At 44.2% G+C, this 20,048-nt stretch carries 19 protein-coding genes and 3 riboswitches; of the genes, 17 read left to right on the plus strand and 2 right to left on the minus strand.

Features of this window, described 5'->3' with window-relative positions; genetic code table 11:
- The first annotated feature begins 23 nt into the window (after positions 1–23).
- The 3 genes from GZ22_RS00260 (at position 24) to GZ22_RS00270 (ending at position 3,641) form a co-directional block, all read left to right on the plus strand.
- On the plus strand, positions 24–338 hold the full coding sequence (locus GZ22_RS00260) for a hypothetical protein (RefSeq protein ID WP_038557602.1): 315 nt from the start codon (positions 24–26) through the stop codon (positions 336–338).
- Between the two features lie 443 nt (positions 339–781).
- Positions 782–2,917, plus strand: coding sequence for an EAL domain-containing protein (locus tag GZ22_RS00265; RefSeq protein ID WP_038557604.1), 2,136 nt, complete (start codon positions 782–784; stop codon positions 2,915–2,917).
- Between the two features lie 145 nt (positions 2,918–3,062).
- On the plus strand, positions 3,063–3,641 hold the full coding sequence (locus tag GZ22_RS00270; protein ID WP_038557605.1) for a GNAT family N-acetyltransferase: 579 nt from the start codon (positions 3,063–3,065) through the stop codon (positions 3,639–3,641).
- Positions 3,642–3,670: 29 nt separating this feature from the next.
- On the opposite strand, the gene GZ22_RS00275 is transcribed toward GZ22_RS00270, so the two are convergent.
- Both GZ22_RS00275 and GZ22_RS00280 read right to left on the minus strand, forming a co-directional pair.
- The gene (locus GZ22_RS00275; RefSeq protein WP_038557607.1) at positions 3,671–4,837 is read right to left on the minus strand and encodes an MFS transporter; all 1,167 of its coding nucleotides are present in this window, start codon (positions 4,835–4,837) and stop codon (positions 3,671–3,673) included.
- Between the two features lie 101 nt (positions 4,838–4,938).
- Positions 4,939–5,253: an ArsR/SmtB family transcription factor gene (locus GZ22_RS00280; protein ID WP_038565330.1), complete on the minus strand. Its 315-nt coding sequence runs from the start codon at positions 5,251–5,253 to the stop codon at positions 4,939–4,941.
- A gap of 137 nt (positions 5,254–5,390) precedes the next feature.
- Positions 5,391–5,490: riboswitch (purine riboswitch) on the plus strand.
- 54 nt (positions 5,491–5,544) lie between these two features.
- Here GZ22_RS00280 and GZ22_RS00285 point away from each other — a divergent pair.
- From GZ22_RS00285 to GZ22_RS00350, 14 genes are all read left to right on the plus strand, one after another.
- Positions 5,545–6,708 carry an MFS transporter gene (locus tag GZ22_RS00285; RefSeq protein WP_038557608.1) on the plus strand — a complete coding sequence of 388 codons (1,164 nt, stop codon included), beginning with the start codon at positions 5,545–5,547 and terminating at the stop codon, positions 6,706–6,708.
- A gap of 64 nt (positions 6,709–6,772) precedes the next feature.
- Positions 6,773–7,087, plus strand: a complete 315-nt coding sequence (locus GZ22_RS00290; protein WP_038557610.1) for a putative quinol monooxygenase — start codon at positions 6,773–6,775, stop codon at positions 7,085–7,087.
- 160 nt (positions 7,088–7,247) lie between these two features.
- Positions 7,248–7,721: a hypothetical protein gene (locus GZ22_RS00295; protein WP_038557611.1), complete on the plus strand. Its 474-nt coding sequence runs from the start codon at positions 7,248–7,250 to the stop codon at positions 7,719–7,721.
- Entirely contained in the window at positions 7,718–8,716 is a 999-nt protein-coding gene (locus tag GZ22_RS00300) for a serine hydrolase domain-containing protein (RefSeq protein WP_038557613.1), read from the plus strand. Before GZ22_RS00295 ends, GZ22_RS00300 begins: the two co-directional genes overlap by 4 nt.
- Before the next feature lie 15 nt (positions 8,717–8,731).
- A complete protein-coding gene (locus GZ22_RS00305; RefSeq protein WP_038557614.1) occupies positions 8,732–9,223 on the plus strand; it encodes an NUDIX hydrolase in 492 nt (163 codons plus the stop codon).
- 290 nt (positions 9,224–9,513) lie between these two features.
- A complete protein-coding gene (locus GZ22_RS00310) occupies positions 9,514–10,266 on the plus strand; it encodes an SDR family NAD(P)-dependent oxidoreductase (RefSeq protein WP_038557617.1) in 753 nt (250 codons plus the stop codon).
- A 25-nt stretch (positions 10,267–10,291) separates the two neighbouring features.
- Positions 10,292–11,074: an SDR family oxidoreductase gene (locus tag GZ22_RS00315; protein WP_038557618.1), complete on the plus strand. Its 783-nt coding sequence runs from the start codon at positions 10,292–10,294 to the stop codon at positions 11,072–11,074.
- Between the two features lie 107 nt (positions 11,075–11,181).
- Positions 11,182–11,278, plus strand: a riboswitch (SAM riboswitch).
- Between the two features lie 83 nt (positions 11,279–11,361).
- Positions 11,362–12,489: a homoserine dehydrogenase gene (locus tag GZ22_RS00320; protein WP_084160585.1), complete on the plus strand. Its 1,128-nt coding sequence runs from the start codon at positions 11,362–11,364 to the stop codon at positions 12,487–12,489.
- An 18-nt stretch (positions 12,490–12,507) separates the two neighbouring features.
- The gene (locus GZ22_RS00325; protein ID WP_038557621.1) at positions 12,508–13,050 is read left to right on the plus strand and encodes an NADPH-dependent FMN reductase; all 543 of its coding nucleotides are present in this window, start codon (positions 12,508–12,510) and stop codon (positions 13,048–13,050) included.
- A gap of 144 nt (positions 13,051–13,194) precedes the next feature.
- Positions 13,195–13,298: riboswitch (SAM riboswitch) on the plus strand.
- A gap of 130 nt (positions 13,299–13,428) precedes the next feature.
- Positions 13,429–14,352 (plus strand): ABC transporter permease, encoded by a 924-nt coding sequence (locus GZ22_RS00330; RefSeq protein ID WP_038557622.1) that lies wholly within the window; start codon positions 13,429–13,431, stop codon positions 14,350–14,352.
- Positions 14,353–14,368: 16 nt separating this feature from the next.
- Complete coding sequence (locus tag GZ22_RS00335) at positions 14,369–15,232, plus strand: ABC transporter permease (RefSeq protein WP_051747891.1); 864 nt, start codon at positions 14,369–14,371, stop codon at positions 15,230–15,232.
- 21 nt (positions 15,233–15,253) lie between these two features.
- Positions 15,254–17,068 (plus strand): ABC transporter ATP-binding protein, encoded by a 1,815-nt coding sequence (locus GZ22_RS00340; protein WP_038557623.1) that lies wholly within the window; start codon positions 15,254–15,256, stop codon positions 17,066–17,068.
- Entirely contained in the window at positions 17,065–18,411 is a 1,347-nt protein-coding gene (locus tag GZ22_RS00345; RefSeq protein ID WP_038557625.1) for an LLM class flavin-dependent oxidoreductase, read from the plus strand. The genes GZ22_RS00340 and GZ22_RS00345 overlap by 4 nt, the downstream gene beginning before the upstream one ends.
- An 8-nt stretch (positions 18,412–18,419) precedes the next feature.
- The gene (locus GZ22_RS00350) at positions 18,420–20,033 is read left to right on the plus strand and encodes an ABC transporter substrate-binding protein (protein WP_038557626.1); all 1,614 of its coding nucleotides are present in this window, start codon (positions 18,420–18,422) and stop codon (positions 20,031–20,033) included.
- Positions 20,034–20,048 lie beyond the last annotated feature (15 nt).

Consider the following 20,048-nt stretch of genomic DNA (forward strand, 5'->3'; position numbering starts at 1 on the left):
TCATTAGTGGAAGGCATGATAGAATGATAGAAATACTGGATGAATTTGATGAATTCCTTGAGAGACGGAAGCAAAAGAAAGAGTTGGAGAGAAGTATCAAGGACGATTTAGAAGCAGATGAGAAGTTTTATAAGAAGTATTTAGAGCGGTGCTACCATATTGAATCCCTTTCAGAGGAGCATACAAAACTCAAGGAAGCGCTAGAGGATTGCTTTGATGGACAGGCAAATAAAGCATTGAGGCAGCGTTTGGAGGAGAATATATTGCTATTGAAAGGCATAGAGCATTCTTATGTTATTTTGAGGGAGAGTATAAGGGTCAGAGGCGGCTGGTGGTAAACTTAAACTTTCACGTTTCTATACTTTAATGAGATAACCCGTTGGTGCTGCCAGCGGATTATCTCATTTTTAATTCTCAAACATTATTCGCTCGTAATCCGATACTGCTATACTCCCATTCATGTATACATTCCTCATTGCGCCTTGCCATAGCTTAGATTATTTAATACAAACAACCGCCAGTGATATAACACTGGCGGTTTTAATTCGTTGTTATATTGCATAAAGAATCACAGCTTATCTTATAGGGTATAGATACAATAAAGCTGTTCTTTCATTTCCTATAATTGGATTAATGGAAAGTGTCGTATACAGCCGGGGTTGGTTGTATAATCATGTAGCGTATATAGCAGGAGCAACTATGGCCATATAAGACAATAAAATTTATTACCCAGCAACCAGCAGCATGAGTTAAAGACTTAGCAAATCGAGGTGTTGCGATAGTGAATGTATATAAACCAAATAAAGATAAATGGAAAGAAGAGCTGCATCTCGCACTTGAGAGGGAGGAATTTTGTCTTCTGTATCAGCCGAAGCTCAATCTGAAGACAGGCAAATTGTGCGGAGTGGAAGCGCTGATCCGATGGGAGCATCCTGAGCAAGGGATCATTTCCCCGCTGGATTTTATTCCTGCTGCTGAAGAGACAGGAATGATTCTGCCTATCGGGGAATGGGTGCTTCGGACAGCGTGTATGCAGAATAAAGCGTGGCAGGAACAGGGTTTGTCTTCTATGATTGTGGCGGTTAATCTATCTGCCCCTCAGCTGTATCAAGGTGATTTGGCGGAGAAGGTACAATCTGTATTAGACGAATCAGGACTCGCTCCCGAATACTTGGAGCTGGAGATAACGGAAAGCATGACAATGGATGTCCATGCTGTGCTGCCAGTTTTGCATCAGCTGAAGCGGATGGGTGTCCGGATCAGTATGGATGACTTTGGCACAGGATTTAGCTCACTTTATCATTTAAAGGAATTCCCGATAGATTCTATTAAGATAGATCGGTCATTTGTGCGTAATTGTACCAATGACAGCAAGGATGCGACTATCGTTAAAACGATTATCGCAATGGCACATCAACTGAAGCTCGAGGTTATTGCTGAAGGTGTAGAATTCAAAGATCATCTTGTCTTTCTTCAGCAGAATCTCTGTGATGAAGCCCAAGGGTATCTTTTCAGTAAGCCAGTATCGCCAGAGGAATTTGTGAACATCATTCCAAAATTGGAGGGAATCATCCCTAATGAAGGCATTTCTCCAGAGACCTCCAGAGAATCCTGGCTCCAATGGGGTGTAGAAAAAACGCAGCAGGACTTGCAGGAAGCTGTCCGGAAGCAGCAAGGCATGATTTTCAAATTCACGAAAAAGAACGGGCGGTTTATCCATGGCTTCAGTGATGGCGAACTGATTTATCGTATGCAATTTACTCCGCAGCAACTTATCGGAAAGGAATTGAAAGAATTCCTTTCTCAAGAAGAAGCAGACAGAAAGATGCCGTATTATGAACGGGCATGGAATGGGGAAGAAAACGTCGTTTACGAATCGAATGTGCAGGGATTAAGATATGTCACATCTTTGCGTCCCGTCATAAGAGGCGGTAAGGTCGTCGAGGTAATCGGGTGTTCAGTGGATATCACAGATAGAAAGGAAGCAGCTTCTCTGCTTGATAATTCTGACCGAAGGAACTCAGAAGAAGCGTTACGGCAGAGTGAAGCGCGCTATCGCTTGATTGCGGAGAATATGACTGATTTGCTCTGCATTATAGATTGGGATGGCTATTTCAAGTACGCTTCTCCATCTCACGTAACAGTACTCGGGTTTCCAGCTGTAGCGTATGAAGGAAAATATGCAGGAGATTTCATGCATATAGATGACCGGAGGAAGGTGCGAGAGCAGCTGGATGAAATGGTTGCGACCCAAAAAGGTACAGTGCTAAAATTCCGTTTTAAGAATATTAGAGGTGATTGGATTTGGTTGGAGGGGAAAGCAAATCCAATCTTTGATGAAAATGGTGTGTTTAATCATTTCCTCGTTGTCTCAAGGGACATAACGGAAAGGTTGGAGCTTGAAGAGAAACTGACATATATGGCTTATCATGACACGTTGACTGGACTGCCAAATAGACGGCTGTTTAAGGAAAAGCTGGATCAAGCATTGGAAGAGGCGAAGCAAACGAAGAACAAGGTAGCTGTGATGTATTTGGATTTAGATAATTTCAAATATATCAATGATACACTCGGACATGATGTTGGTGATGAGCTGCTTAACCAATTTGCTCAGAGGGTGAAGGAATGCCTGCGAAATGAGGATGTTCTTTCTAGACAGGGCGGAGACGAATTTACAATCCTTCTGCCAGGTATAGAAGAAGAACAGGATGCTATCCGCATTGCTGATAACATCCGGGCATCTTTCCAAAGAGCTTGGAACATAGGCAGAAATCTATTTAAGACAACCTCCAGTATCGGAATAGCCTTTTATCCGGCTCATGGTAAAAAGGGATATGAGCTAATGCGCAGTGCGGATACTGCTTTGTATCAAGCAAAGAAGGACGGCAAGAATATATATCGTTCATATCTAGGATAGAATTTCATTTTGATAGAACTCCTTGTTTACAGTTATTTTGTAATCGGGGAGTTTTTTGTTTTTTGGTAACGAGTGAAACTAGTTTATTATAGTGGATATATATGTAAAAATAGCTATAAGAGAGTTAATAGGAGGTCGTTTTAAAATGCAAACAGAATACGTACTTGAAAATCTTCCTTCCTTAGAAACCGAACGTCTTATTCTTCGTAAATTGACACCATCAGATGTAGAAGCAATATATGCCTACGGTTCGGATCCAGCTGTTTCTGAATTTGTTACCTGGCCTACTCACCAAACGATTGAGGATACACAGCAATTCCTAGATATCATTCTTAGTTTATACGAAAGTAATCAAGCTGTTTTTTGGGGAATCGAGCTTAAGGAAGAGAAGCGCATGATTGGTACAATCAATTATGTCTCTTGGCAGCAAAATCATCATGTGGGCGAGATTGGTTACGTACTTGCGCAGCCATATTGGCGTAAAGGTTACATGACAGAAGCTGCAAAGCAAGTCATTCAGTTCGGTTTTGAAAGAATGAAACTTGAGCGGGTTCAAGCGAAATGTGATGTGCAAAATAGCGGTTCGGAGAAAGTCATGCAGAAGGCTGGTATGTCATTTGAAGGGACATTGCGTAAGTTGCTTTATATAAAAGGAGTACAGCGTGATGTAAAAATGTACGCAATAACTAAATCTGATTTCTTACATACGAAAAAGACAGGTTGATCACAACCTGTCTTTTTCATGTATTGGTATCAGTTCTCCATTCGATAACTGATAAACGATAATAGGGAGGCGATAAGGGCACATATCCCGCCCACAATCGCAAGGTTAGGCAGGTTTCCGTATGCTACGACCACTCCACCTAAAGCGGAACCAAGTGTAATACCAATATTAACGGAAACAGGAGTCAGCGAGGAAGCAAAATCCCTGGCCGCCGTCGAATAAACTGCTGCTTGGTCCATCAGATAAATTTGAATGGTTGCATTCATAACGTAAATCATGACTGCCATCAGCATGATGCTGATCAATCCAGCAATAGTAATATCCATTGTCACGTACAGGGAGGCAATGATGATTGCTTGAATGATAAACGAATAGCGTAAATCTCCAATGCCGTTACGTCCGGCAATCTTACCTGCCAGGAAGTTACTGCCGATAGAAAAGAGTCCGTATGCAAGCAAGACAAGTCCTACGGAGCTGGATGCAATAGCTAATTCATTCTCGATAATAGGCGTGATATACGTGTAGATTGTATAAGTTCCAGCGATACTGAACGTCGGGATAAAGAACCCAACAAGGATTTTTGGGTTCTTAAATAGTACAAGTTGCTTCACTATAGAGCTTTTCTCGCCTGCTGCTGTCTTTGGTAAGATAAACAGACTGATAATGAAGGCGACCACCCCGAGTAGTGCAGTTGTCCAGAATGTCAGATGCCATGAGCCTAATTGGCCTATGAATGTGCCAAGCGGTACACCTAAGACATTGGAGATTGTGAATCCGGCAAAGATAAGTGCAATAACGGAAGAACGTCTTGCTGCTGGCATTGTGTCACTTGCTACTGTCATTGCTAAAGCAGTAAGAACACCACTCGCTGCTGCTGTCACAATTCGTGCTGCAAGTAAAATGCCGAAGGATGAAGTTAACGCACTGATAATATTACCTAGAATAAAGACGACGATAAGTGTTAGCATCAAGGGATATTTCGGAAAGCGGCTTACCCAGCCAGTTAAGAGGGGAGTGCCGATTGCATAGGCAATGGCAAATCCCGATACAAGTGTTCCGGCAGTTGCTACCGTTACGTTTAAATCGGCAGCTACCTCTGTCAGTAAGCCAACAATGACGAATTCGCTTGTTCCCATGACGAATGTCAGTAAAGTTAATGTGAATGCTAAAAATGTTTGTTTCTTAGTTAAAGCCATCGTGTCACTCCAATTGATGTATATTTACATTTCCGTATATCGTAATAAACCGATATTCAAAGTGAAAGAAAAGAAATCCATAAAGGATCCCTTGTAAGTCGTTACAATTCTTTATCCAGGTAAGCTGCTAGCTTCTGAATTGTTTCTTCATTTCTGCGGTAATACGTCCATTGGTTATAACGAATGGACTCCAATAACCCTGCGCGCTGCATCATGGCCAGATATTGCGAAACCGTGGATTGAGAAGCTTGGACTTTTTCTTGAATGTCCCCGACACAGACACCGCCTTTGTAATGAACCTCCTTCGGCAGATGTGCCTGCTGCTTGGGAAAATGCTTCTCCGGTTCTTTAAGCCAATGCAGTATTTGCAGTCGTTTCTCATTCGACAAAGCTTTGAATAGTTCGATTGTATTCATGAGTCTATTGTATATCGAGTTTTTTCGATAAAGCAACCATGAAAGCTTAAACATTTTGGCAGTCAAATAGAGAGCATCTCTGGTGCTTGCTTCATCTTGCAGTAATGTCAGTATCTTGCTATAATGCTATAAGAAAATGGAATACGTTCGTGTTACACTGTATAACCTCAATAATTTGGTTTGAGGGTCTCTACCAGGAGCCATAACTCCCTGATTACAGATTTTTAATCTGTGATTGGGGAGTTTTTTATGTGCCATTTTCGAATATAGGATATAGAAAGGAAATGGAAATTGAATTTCAGAGTCTTTATATTAGCTATTTCTGTTATATCGGTAGGGTTAGTTGAACTGATTGTCGGGGGGATATTGCCAACCATAGCGAGTGATCTGCAGGTTTCGATTGGTCAGGCGGGGCAGCTTATTACGGTATTCGCTTTGGTCTATGCGGTGTCAGGCCCGATTTTATATACGATGACTGCAAATATTGAGCGGAAGAAGCTCTTGCTGCTGACACTTGGTATATTTGTAATTGGGAATGTCATCACTTATATGAGTCCGTCCTTCCTATTTGTCATGATTGCTCGCGTTATTACTGCAATGAGTACAGCATTAATTATAGTTCTTTCTTTGACGATAGCGGCAAAAATTGTGAAGCAGCAGCATCGTGCGAAAGCAATCGGTCTTATTTACATGGGGATTAGTTCTTCGCTTGTACTTGGGGTACCAATTGGTATTATCGTCAGTGATGCCTTTGGCTGGAGAATGCTATTTTTGTTCATCGGTTTAATGGCTTTGCTTTCTATGATATTGATCGCGTTCACGCTCGATCGTATTGAGGTAGATCAAGTGCAATCCTTGAAATCGCAGCTGAAAGCACTGCGTAATAAAAAGATGCTGACAGCACATTTAACAATGCTGTTCCTGCTTGCAGGTCACTATACGATTTATGCTTATTTCACACCTTTCCTGGAATCGGAGTTAGGTCTGAATACGCAATGGATTAGTATTTGCTACTTTATCTTCGGTATTGCTGCTGTTGGCGGAGGTGCCTTTGGAGGCAGTCTGGCAGATAAATTTGGATCTAAAGTAAGTATCATTCTCGTAGTGGCATCATTTGCAATTATCTTATTCCTGCTTCCGTTCTCTACGGTTTCCTTCCCATTATTCCTAGTAGTTATGGTAATCTGGGCTGCATTAAGCTGGAGTCTGGCACCGCCGCTGCAGAACTATATCATTGAGTCGGATGCAGAGACAGCGGGGATACACCAGAGTTTCAACAATTCGGCGTTGCAGATCGGTATTTCATTAGGTTCGTTAGTGGGTGGGCTTGTGAACGGCGCTACATCCTCGATGCAGACGACAGCGCATGTCGGAAGTTTATTAGTAATCTTCTCGTTTGCTTTTGCAGTTTGGTCATTCCGAAGTGTGAATAAGACGGCTTTACGTTCCAAATAGAGGGATTCGTCTAGAACATGTCGTATTTTTCCTTCAAACTGTTTATCACGAAAGGGTGGATTGAATGGGGAAATTCGGCTTGTACGGCAAATTTCTAGTAAATAAAAATGATAGAGATGAATTGAGTTCGATACTGCTGGAGGCAGCAGAGGCAATGGGGCATGTAGATGGCTGTGAGATATATCAGGTCAGCGTGTCTCATGAAGAGCCGCAAGCAGTATATGTATACGAAGTATGGAAGGATGAAGCAGCTCATCAAGCCTCACTTGCTTTAGATGCGACACAAACATTGATCCGACGGGCAAAGCCTCTTATAACTGGGATGGAACGTATCAATACCCTACACACGCTCGGTGGGAAAGGTCTTTCTACTACTTGAAAAGCGGACAACTAAGTTGTCCGCTTTTTTTATTTTCATAGCTGTCCTCCATGAAAGATAGAAATGCGCATATAACCAACCCCATTCATACTTTTTATATCCTGAATATATTTCCAATTATGGTAACATGGTTTGTGAGTGAAGAATAGGGGTCGATTGCATGAGTGTGAAAGGAATGATTGTTGGGGCTGCATTCAGTATCATGGCTGCTGTACTTTGTACATTTATTTTTGGAATTGTTGTCAGCTCTTCATTTCTAATGGCCGCCCCCTCGATAATGTATATCGGGGTATTTCTTCAGGTCATTGTGCCTTTTCTGGTGGTTTTCAGTATTGCTGGAGCGCAATTCAAGAAAATTGACCGAGTCAGGGAAGGGGCTAAATGGGTCATCAGCAGCATCATGGCTTATGTTGTTGTCACTTATGCCGGAACGATTGGTTCCCTGACGACGCATAGGATTGTATGGGGAAATGAACTGGAAAACTTAGCGGTCGGAGATATTATAGTATGGGGATTTATCTACGGATTCCTACTGCTGCCGTTGGCGGCGCCGGTCGGCAGATGGCTGCTTCTTTTACTAGTAGACTGCTGTAAGTATTTTGAAGATTCAAAAGAGGAGGATATTCAAGTATGAGCAGATTAAAGAATAAGTTGGAAAAGGTAGCAAAAGAAATAGATTTCTCTGGTGTGGCATATGTGGAAGGAGATCGGGAAAGCTTTTTCTTCCAAAATGGCTATGCGAATAAGCAAGATAAGCTAGCATTTGATAAGCACACAAGGTTCGGAATAGCTTCTGGAGCAAAGATTTTCACAGCTGTGGCGATAGCAAAGCTAGTAGAGCAAGGACGACTGGATTTTCAGACAAAGTTAACAGATTGTCTCCCAATAGTATTTCCACATTTCCATCAAGACGTTACAATTCACCATCTGCTGACACATACGTCTGGTATACCGGATTATTTTGATGAAGAAGAAATGGATGACTTTGAGGAGTTATGGCAAACATTGCCGATGTACCGGGTTAGATCTGGTGAGGATTTTCTGCCATTATTCCAAGACAAGAAAATGATGTTTTCGCCGGGCGAACGGTTCCATTATAATAACGCAGCTTTCATTGTATTGGGATTAGTAGTAGAGGAACTGGCTGGCGAACCTTTTACGAGCTTTGTCCAAAAGCATATCTTTGAACCTGCTGGAATGACAGAAGCTGGCTATTTTGCATTCGACAAACTGCCGGGGAATACTGCAATCGGCTATATTAAAGAGGAAGAAGAGTATCGTTCCAATATTTATGCGTTGCCGGTAAGAGGCGGTGCGGACGGTGGGGTATATGTGAGTGCTTCTGATATGGCACGTTTTTGGGATGCGCTGACTCAGCATAAGCTTCTGAACGCAGAATTTACTGAGGAACTGCTGAAGCCGCATATCCAAGTAGATGAGGAATCTTCTTACGGATACGGTGTCTGGATAGAAAAAGACGCAGAGAGAATCAAGAAGTATTATGTTGTTGGCTTTGATCCGGGTGTGAGTTTCCATTCGGCTTATTATCCGGAGACTGGACGAAAGGTAGTGGTACCTTCAAACCACGGTGCCGGTCCATATTACATGGTTCAAGCAATCGAAGAATAGGAGGCAGGAAAGCAAATGACGCAGGATTTAACCGTTGATTTAGGAGAACAGATGCTGAATTGCCGGACAGCTGGCATTATCGTAAAGGATAATCATGTGCTGATGCATAAGAACAAGAAGGATCCATTCTGGACGCTGATTGGCGGGCGGATCCAGTTAGGAGAAGACTCAGCGCAGGCTGTGGAACGGGAATTCGAGGAGGAACTTGGTGTCCCTGCTAAGGCAGAACGGCTGTTATGGTCAGTAGAGAACTTCTTTATCTACAAAGGGCGTCCTTATCATGAATTCAGCTTTATTTATTTAATGCAGGATGTTGAAAATAGGCTTCCAGGAACGGGAGAAGTCATCTCTCTTGAAAGCGGGGAGTTCCATTATGAATGGGTTCCTTTAGAAAAAATTGAGGAGCTTCCAATAAAACCTGATTTTCTACGTGGGAAGCTAGTTAATCTCCCATCAGCATCGATGCATCTGATTCATAAAGAGACATTTGTTGCGGAGACAAAATGAAAAGCGGCTATATGCATGGGTATTGCCGGACAAATCCGCTACCCTGATCCTCTCGCACACTACCCCAACTTGATTCGCAACCTGCATTTAATAGGAAACCATGGGCAGCATCACTTCTAACAGTCATAAATATTACTTTTTTATTTAAATGAACATAATAATCGTAAGTGTACAAAAAAGTTTTCTGCACGATTGCAAATCGCTTGCTGTATTTTCTGCAAAGGTGTAAGCTCTTACATGTAGAGTGGGTAAATTAACCTATTTATATCTATTAAAAGGGGGCTTTGCTTATGGGTAGGCATAAAGTAGCAGTCGTCACAGGCGGCGGCAGCGGTCTTGGGCAAGCAGCAGCATTAAGACTAGCAGAAGAAGGTGTCGCAATCAGCGTGGTTGACGTATCTGAGGTAGCTGGTCTGGAGACTGTTCGCTTAGTAGAAGAAAAAGGATCAAAAGCTATATTCGTAAAAGCTGATGTAAGCAAGGCAGAAGAAGTGAAGCATTATGTGGATAAAACGGTCGAGGCATTTGGGACCATTGATATGTTCTATAATAATGCAGGAATCTCCGGTCCTGGTGTGAAATTCGTGGACAACACAATTGAGCAGATCGATATGGTACTAGGAATCAACCTTAACGGTGCCCTTTACGGTCTTAAATATGTATTGGAAGTAATGCTTGCTAATGGCGGCGGTCGTATTGTCAATACATCATCCACAGCAGGTGTTGTCGGTCAGGCAACAGTTGGTACATATTCTGCAACGAAGCATGCGATGGTCGGTATTACGAAGACATTGGCTGCTGAGTATGCTGAGCAAGGAATTGTTGTGAATGCAATTGCTCCAGGTACTACAGAGACGCCGATGGTTCGTGAATACAAAGAGAAGAATCCAGATGCATTTAAAAATGCGACAGAACCGATTCCTCAGAAGCGTCTTGGCCAGCCAGAGGAAGTTGCAGAGCTTGTTACATTCCTATTGACTGGTAAAGCACCTTATATAAATGGTGTAGTTGTGCCGATTGATGGCGGATTTACTGCAATTTAACAAAAACATAAAAGGAGAGATTTCTATGAAACGTTTTGAAGATAAAGTAGTGTTGATTACAGGTGGCGGCTCCGGTTTAGGCCGTTCTGCAGCTTTGCAAGTAGCAAAAGAAGGTGCAAAGCTTTCCCTTGTTGATTTGAGTGAAAAAGGATTAGAAGAAACAAAGCAGGAAGTTCTTGCAGCAGTACCTGAAGCAGAGGTTCTTACAATTGTGGCAAACTGTGCAAATGAATCGGAAGTTGAGGCGTATGTAAAACAAACGGTTGATCAGTTTGGCAAGATCGATAGTTTCTTCAACAACGCTGGTGTAGAAGGAACACAGAATCTAACAGAAGAATATCCTGTAGATGAATTCGACCGCGTTGTAAATATCAACTTGAATGGTGTTTTCTACGGTATGCGTCACGTATTGAAAGTAATGAAGGAGCAAGGCCATGGTTCTGTAGTAAATACAGCTTCTGTAGGCGGTATCCGCGGAATCGGCAACCAGTCCGGCTATGCAGCAAGTAAGCATGGTGTGGTAGGTTTGACGAAGAACTCCGGTATTGAATACGGACAGTTCGGTGTTAGTATCAAAGCCATTGCACCAGGTGCTATCATGACGCCAATGGTTGAAGGCTCCCTTCGTCAAATCGGCGGAGATAACTGGGAAGAGGCAGGCAAGGAATTCGTCAGCGTTAACCCGATGAAACGTTTCGGTAAGCCAGAAGAAGTTGGTTATCTTGTTGCATTCCTTCTCTCTGATCAAGCAAACTTCATCAATGCTACTGTAGTGCCGATTGATGGCGGACAATCTTATAAATACTAATTTTTAGTAAGACAGCGCAGTTTTCTGCGCTGTCTTATTTATTAGAATTTTCTGTTGACGCGTTTTCTTATTCATGCTAAACTCCTTCATAACAAACACATACAAAACTCTTATCAAGAGCGGCGGAGGGACTGGCCCGATGATGCCCGGCAACCTGCAAGTGTAACTTTAACTTGTATAGGTGCTAATTCCTGTAGATGAGAGAAGACACAGTACGGTACATTCGTCTCCCTGTCCTCTCAGGGAGGCTTTTTTTATGCAGAAAATCATTCAAGGGGGTAAAACAGATGGCAGCAGTGAAGATTGGATTGATTGGATATGGCACAGTAGGAAGTGCTGTAGGGAGGACGATCCGCTCCCATCAGGAGAATCTGCAGACAATTTTCGGTAGGGAAGTACAAGTGGCAGGTGTCTTGGTGCGGGAGAAGCAGAAGTATGAACAGCAAGTAACGGACGCCTTGCTGACAGACGATGCAGCGGAGCTTTTCTCTATATCCGACCTTGATGTAATCATCGAAGCTAGTGTCGGTATTGAGCCAGCTTTTAGCTACTTGACTGAAGCAATCCATCATGGCTGTCATATTATCACAGCGAATAAAGAGCTAATTGCCTCACGGGGGGCGGAGCTCAAGCGCTTGGCAAAGGAAAAAGGTGTACGGTTGGAATATGAAGCAGCAGTCGCAGGCGGAGTTCCGGTGATTGGGACGCTGAAGCAGCTTCTCCATATCAACCACGTCGTTAAGGTAGAGGCGATTTTGAATGGCACATCCAATTTTATTCTAACGGAAATGTCCGATAAGGGACTGCCGTTTGAAGAAGCGCTGCAGCTTGCGCAGGAAGCGGGATTTGCAGAAGCTGATCCCGCCAATGACGTTGATGGCTGGGACGCTTTTTATAAACTGATGGTGCTGAGTGATTTGTTATTCGAAGATCAGCCGGACTGGGAGAAAGTTACACGAAAGGGAATCCGCTCAGTTTCCTCACAGGATATCCAAGCCGCTGCAAAACAAGGTTGGAAAATCAAGCATGTTGCGACGCTTGAAAACGCGGGCGGAGAAGTGACTGCATCTGTCGAACCGGTCATCTTAACGGCTGCACATCCTCTGTACAGCGTGGATGGAGTAGATAATGCTGTATGTGTGGAAGGTGACCTTGTTGGCAAACTGAAGCTTCAAGGACCAGGTGCCGGAGCCCTGCCGACGGCAAGCGCCATTGTCGAGGATTTAGCGAATCTTGTTCACCAGCGGAAGGAAATCGAAGTAAAGCGGGTAATCAAATTCACGGAGAAACATGAGGCAGTTCCTTTCGTTCATTTGCCGTCTGGTGAGACTATTCTTCTGCACAGAGAAAACGTTGAATCTGATAGCCATTATTATCGGGTTGCCGCGAGAACACCGGCAAAAGCAGAAGCCTAATACAGGAGGAGAGTTCGGATGACAATCTTATTGCTAAACGGAAGTTTGAATCCTGCATCCACTACTAAGAAGCTGTTGAAACAAGTGCAGACGCTATTGCAAAAGGCCAAATATGAAACCGAGATAATCAATATAGGTGAATTAGAGCTGCCGCTTTTTCACCCGGCCCAGCCGGCTGGAGCAGCAGCTGATTGGCTGCGGGAAAGAATCGATTCGGCGGAAGGACTTGTGATCGGTTCACCTGAATATCATGGCAGCTATAGCGGAGCATTAAAAAACGCAATTGATTATTTTGATAAAGACTTGCTGAAAGGTAAGCCTGTCGGATTGTTAACGAGTACAGGCGGCCTGAAGGGCGGTATTAACACTTTGAATGGATTGCGGACAGTTTTCCGCAGTCTGTCTGCGCATGCAATTCCTCAGCAGCTCGCTGTAAGCCGTAAGGAATTTAAAGATTCTATTCTGGCACCAGACTGTAAAAAAACGCTAGAGCAATTTGTTATTGGGCTAGATGAGGCGTTGCAGCATCAAGCTGTTGCCGCACATATACTATTAAAATAATTTAAATATTTTGAATTTATATTGACGCGTACAAGGATTGCGTATATTCTAATTACCATAAGTTGTATAAATGCTGACTGGACCACCAGAAGCTTTTATTCCCGATCTGTAGGAGTAAAAGCGTTTTTTTATTTAATTGAATAATCCTTATCAAGAGAAGTGGAGGGATATGGCCCTGTGAAGCTTCGGCAGCGGATTCCGTTAGGAAAACTGTGCCAAATCCATCGGGTGATCCCGGAAGATAAGCAGGAACGACTCCCCACTTATCTTTCGTGGGGAGTTGTTTTATTTTTAAACAGAGGCTTCTGCGTCTTTAATTCCTACTATAGTGATTGGAAAAGTGTAATTTATATGAAGTAGATGGAGGTGGAAGCAGCAATGTTGTATGTATTGTCTCGTTTCGGGATGGCAGCCGGTGTTATTTTAGGATCGGTCACGCTCGTATTTTTGATAGTTAATATTCTTCCCGGTGATGTAGCGACTTTATTAGCCGGAGATGATGTGCCGACAGAGACGGTAAATCAGCTTCGAGAAAAACTTGGATTGGATAGACCCCTTATTGTGCAATATCTGGATTACGTAGCTGGACTATTTCAAGGAGATCTTGGGACTTCTTATGCGAATAGTGAACCGGTACTGGAACGCCTGCTTGATAATTTGGGACCGACATTGGCGCTGACCATTTCAAGCATGATCGTAGCCATTGTACTAGGTCTGATCTTAGGTATCTTATCCGCGGTATATCAGAACAAACTGCTGGATGGCATCATCCGGGTGTTGAGTTTGATTGGGGTTTCCACTCCTAATTTTTGGATTGGTATTCTTCTTATTTGGATCTTTTCTGTGCAGCTCCACCTGCTGCCGTCCATCGGAAATGGATCCTTTGAGCAGCTGATTCTGCCATCGATTGGTCTCGGGATTACCGGCGCTGGAGTAATTACAAGGTTGATTCGGAACAGCATTCTAGAAGCATCTAATGAGCCCTTTATCCGATCTTTACGCGGAAAAGGCATCGGGCATCGGGCAATTTTGTTTAAGCATATTCTGCGTCATGCCCTTATTCCTGCGGTGACTATGGTGGGAATGATCTTCGGAGAGATGCTTGCTGGTTCGGTTGTTACAGAAACCGTTTTTTCAAGACAGGGACTAGGGAGACTTATTGTAGATGCAATCGACCAAAAGGATATTCCGATCATTCAAGGTGCCATTCTGTTTACTGCCGCCTTTTATGTTGTGATCAATATGCTTGTTGATATTTCCTACAGATTAATTGATCCAAGAATCCGGCTGAATGAGAAGTAAGAAAGGGTGATTGAAGATGATTGGCAGCTTAAAGAAAACAAAAACTTTGTCGTATCGCCGAAATAGCTGGTGGACAGGAAGTCTGCTGCTGCTCTCAGCCGGCTTTATCTTATTCATTGTAATTTGTTCATTATTCCCTGATCAGATTGCCAGTCATTCGCCGACAAGGATGGATCCAAGCGATGCTTTATTAGCTCCATCATTGGAGCATCTGCTAGGAACTGATCAATTCGGCAGAGATATTTTCAGTCTGATTGTACATGGCAGTCAACAATCCTTGGTTATCGGTGTACTGTCAGTCTTAATTGGCGGAGGAATCGGCGGGTTAATCGGGTTGGTGTCTGGCTACTGTAACAACGCAGTCGATAATACGTTCATGAGAATCATGGACATTATTATGACGATTCCTGGTATTATGCTGGCTATTCTCGTTTCAGCTGTATTGGGGCCAAGTACGCTGAACCTTATTCTGGCCGTTTCCATCGCTTCATTGCCAGGCTATGCCAGAGTGATGCGCGGGCAAGTACTGCATGTGAAGGATGCAGGTTATGTCCATGCTTCCAGGTCAATAGGATTGGGACATACAGGACGGATTCTTTTCCACATACTACCGAATAGTTTGCCGCCCATGCTTGTCATGGCAACAATCGGCGTTGGGAATGCAATCTTAATGGCAACAGGTCTTAGTTTTCTGGGTTTAGGTACTGTGCACGAAATACCGGATTGGGGTTATCTGCTGTCACTAGGAAGGGACTACCTTACAGTTGCTTGGTGGATCGGATTTTTCCCAGGTCTGTTCATTTCTTTATTCGTTATTTCAGTCAACATTCTCGGCGATGCCTATCGAAATTATCTTGATCCACGATCTGCCGCGTCTTAAGAAACAGAAAGGAGTTGTAATATGCGTACATTACTGGAGATCAGAAATTTATCTGTAGGGATAGAGCGTGGAAAAGACGTAATTCCAGCAGTTCGCAATGTGAATCTGGATATCCGAAGCGGAGAAATCGTCTGCCTAGTAGGAGGTTCCGGAAGTGGCAAGACAGTAACGTCCCTGGCTGTTCTTCGTTTGATCGATTACGAAGGAGGACGTATTACAGGAGGGGAAATCATCTTCCAAGAACAAGATATTGCCTCTTTAGCGCAAAAGGAAATAAACGGTATACGGGGCAGAAAGATTGCCATGGTGACACAGGATCCGATGACTGCATTAAATCCAGTTTTTACGATCGGAAATCAATTCGTTGAGGTGATTCGCAAACACAAATCTGTCAGCCGTTCTGAGGCGTGGGACGAAGCTATCAAATTATTAGAGAAAGTACATATCCCGGAGCCTGCATCCAGGATGAAGCAATACCCGCTTGAACTGTCTGGGGGTATGCTGCAACGTGTAGCCATCGCATTAGCACTTGCTTGTCAGCCAGAACTTCTAATAGCGGATGAACCGACGACAGCGTTGGATGTAACTATTCAAGCGCAAATACTGAACTTGCTTCTTGAGCTTCGAGCAGAAGAGGGTATGTCGATTTTATTCATCACTCATGACTTAGCTGTTGCCGCGGAAATAGCTGACAAAGTAGCAGTTATGCATGAAGGAAGCATTGTAGAACAAGGGACGGTTAGGGAGATTTTTGCTTTTCCTGGTCATTGGTATACAAAGACATTGGTGCAATCAAAGCGTGATTTGCTTACGAGTTCTGCCTCTGAAGAGAACAGGCAGGATGACGAAGTAATTTTGGAAGCAGAAGGAATCAGCAAGGCATTTCTTCTAAAGGGAAAACCGTTCCAGCCGAAGAGATACGTTCAGGCTGTGGATGAAGTGAGTTTATATATACGGAAAGGAGAGACACTGGGTCTGGTCGGAGAATCAGGAAGCGGAAAATCAACACTCGGCAAGCTGCTCGTTTCCCTTCAGGAAGCAGATAGCGGACAGATTCTATACCGCGGTAAGGATGTAACCGGAGGAACGAAGCGAGAGAAGAAGGAACTTCGCAAAAATACACAAGTTGTTTTTCAGGATACCTTTTCAGCTTTGAATCCGCGCTGGAAGGTAGAAGACATCATCGGAGAACCGCTTCGGGTTCATACCCGCTTATCCAAAGATGAGATAAGAGAGCGGGTAGAGGAAGTTCTGCAGCTTGTCGACTTGGATCCTGCTTCTCGTACACGATATCCGCACGAATTCTCCGGAGGGCAGCGGCAGCGTATCAATATTGCCCGTGCTATCATTCTGCATCCGGAATTCCTGTTATTGGATGAGGCTGTATCTGCTCTGGACCTTGCCGTCCAATCCAAGGTAATCGATTTGCTGAAAAAGCTGCAGCTGGAAATGGGACTGTCTTATGTATTTATTGCACACGGGCTGGATGTTGTACGTGACATATCACATCGTATCGGTGTCATGTATCTGGGGAGAATTGTAGAGATTGCGCCCGCTGAAGAGTTATTTACAAGACCGGCACATCCGTACACAAAAGCGTTATTGGAAGCGAATCCGACCATTGATTTGGATCGCAAGCGTGAGCGTCACGTGCTGCATGGCGAGATTCCGTCACCTGTGAATCCGCCTGCCGGCTGTCATTTTCATACAAGATGCCCGCTGGCTACAGAAAAATGCCGATCGGAAACTCCTGCAATGGAATCCCTTATCGGTGAACGAGCTGTTGCATGCCATTATCCATTGGAGAAAAAGGAAAGGGTGGAGTTGTTGAGATGACTGAGAGACGTTTGAAATTGGGCGCAATGCTGCATGGTGTCGGAACAGGATGGGATAACTGGAAACACCCAGATGCTGTGGCTGATGCGGGGACAAATCTGGAATTTTATTTGGAACAGGCAAGGCAAGCGGAGGAAGCAAAATTTGATTTTGCCTTTGTCGCAGACAGTGTCTATATCACACCAGATTCCACACCGCATTATTTGAACCGGTTTGAGCCGCTCACCATCCTATCAGCACTTGCGATGGCTACGAAACATCTAGGGTTAGTTGCAACGATAACCGTCAGCTACACGCAGCCCTATACTGTCGCCAGGCAGCTGGCGTCACTTGATCATATTAGCAAGGGTCGTGCTGGTTGGAATGTCGTAACATCCTTCCTTGAAGGCACAGCAGCTAACTATAGTCAAGAAGAGCATTATCCGCATGACCTCAGATACCAGATTGCGGACGAATTTCTGGAAGTGACGAAAGGACTTTGGGACTCGTGGGAAGATGACGCATTCCTCCGAGATAAACAGGCAGGGGCTTTCTATGAACGTGATAAGCTGCACGCATTGAATCATAAAGGAGATTTTTTCTCGGTCAAAGGGCCGTTGAATATTTCCCGTTCGAAGCAGGGGCAGCCGGTCATCTTTCAGGCGGGGATGTCGGAAACAGGGAGAGACTATGCAGCACGACATGCGGAAGGAATCTTCTGCGGTGTTGGAAGTATTGACAACGCGAAAGCTTACTTCAAGGATATCAAGCAGCGTACTGCAGCTTACGGACGAGATCCGAACCATATTTCCGTCATGCCGGGTATCAATCCCATCATTGCGCCGACAGAGGAGGAAGCGGAGGAAAAGTATCAGCAGCGCCTCAGTCTGATTACATTGGAAAGCGCGCTTATTTCTTTAGGGAGACCGTTCAATTACTATGACTTTTCCAAGCATGACTTGGATGCGCCATTCCCGGATTTAGGAGATATCGGGAAAGAATCAATCCGGAGCACAACCGAAAAGGTAGTGGAAATGGCCCAAAAGCGGAAGATGACGTTACGTGAAGTAGCTTTGGAAAGCGCCATCCCTCGAACACCGTTCATCGGTACGCCGGAGAAAGTAGCAGACCTTGTCCAGCAGTGGTTTGAAGAGGAAGCGGCAGATGGTTTTATCATCGGTCCAGAGGCATCACCTTCAAGTCTGCATGATTTTACAGCGCATGTTGTGCCGATTCTTCAGGAAAGAGGGGTCTTCCGCAGCGAATATGCTCCGGATGCAACACTACGTGACAATATGGGATTGCCGATTCCGCAGAATCGGTATACCGAGAAAAGGGCTTCAAAAGCGGAAATAGGGAGGTAGATCAGCAGATGAAGAGATTGTACCTCGTCATCCTCCTTATAAGTTTGCTAGGTCTGACAGCTTGTCAGGATGCAGAAAGGACAATTAGTGCTGCTGATGTTGCCGAGAATGACAGGTATGGCGGCACCTTGACCTTTGCTATTAGTGTTCCAATCGTTGGAGATCTGCTTGATCCGCATCGATCTGCGAGTCCTGGTAACTCTCGCATTCAAAGAAGTATGTTTGACAGTCTTGTAGCGCAAGAAGAGGATGGCAGTTTTGCCCCTTGGCTGGCGACAGAGTGGGAGATATCGGAGGATCAGAAATCTTACACATTCCATTTGCAGGATGATGTGACTTTTACAGACGGCACCCCTTTTAACGCAGAAGCAGTGAAATTCAATTTCGAGAGGATTAAAAAACTGGATGCGCCAGGGCTGGCGCTCAGCTTCATCGGGCCGTATGAATCGACGGAAATAATTGATGAACATACAGTTCGAATTCATTTCAGCAAACCTTTTTCTCCGTTCCTTAGCAATCTGGCAACAGAGAACTTGGCTATGGTATCGCCAACTGCTGTAGAAGAAAGAGGAGATTCCTTTGCGGTCAATCCGGTAGGTTCTGGTCCGTTCAAGGTAACGGATTACACACTTGGCACAGAGTATGTGCTAGAGCGAAATGAGGACTATAACTGGGGACCGGCAAATGCAGGACATACAGGTAAAGCGTATCTAGACAAATTGATCATTAAAATCATCACAGAGGACTCCACGCGAGTGAGCAGTCTGCATAGTGGCGATGTCGACGCTATTGATACGATTCCGCCGCAGCATGTTGAGGTTTTGGAGAATGATAAGGATCTGAATATATCTGAAGTCGAGCTGCTGAACTATAATGCAGCAATTCAATTCAATGCGACAAAAGGGCTTTTGCAGAACAAAGAATTACGGGAAGCACTTCGTCTCGGTGTCGATTGGGATGCTATTGTACGGACCGTCTATCTTGGGACGTATGATCGCGCATACGCGGCACTATCTCCATCACTACTCGGAGCAGATACAGATTTAGAGGGGAATTGGGAGTTCAATGCGGGTGAGGCTGAAGCAATGCTTGATGAACTCGGGTGGAAAAAAGGAGCAGACGGTATCCGTGTGAAGGATGGCAAACGCCTTTCGTTAGAAATGATCGACTTCTATGCTAACCGTGAGAAGAGAATGGATGTTATGACAATGGTCCAAAATTCTTGGAAAAATATCGGTGTTGAGTTAAACATCCATACAATATCCCGAGGTGAGTATACAGACAGAAGAATGGCCGGAGATTATGACATGTGGATCGGAAGCCAGTATGGTCCGGACCCTGACGGTGTGCTGCGTGCTTATCTAGTAGCCAAGGAAGGCTACCACGATGAATACGAGGATACAAGAGTGACAGAATTGCTTGATGCAGCTACAGATGAACAGGATACCGAAAAGCGGGCTGCCCTTTATCAGCAATTGCAGGAGTATCTATTTGAGGAAGTATATTCTATCCCTGTTTATGTGCTTCCGTATACGGTCGCTGCAAGTAAGCAGGTATACGATATCGATTTTGATACAAAAGGGTCGCCGTATTTCTATGATACGTGGGTCCTGCCAGAGTGATGGGAGACAGGCGAA

It is taken from the genome of Terribacillus saccharophilus, assembly GCF_000725365.1.
Lineage (GTDB): Bacteria > Bacillota > Bacilli > Bacillales > Amphibacillaceae > Terribacillus > Terribacillus saccharophilus.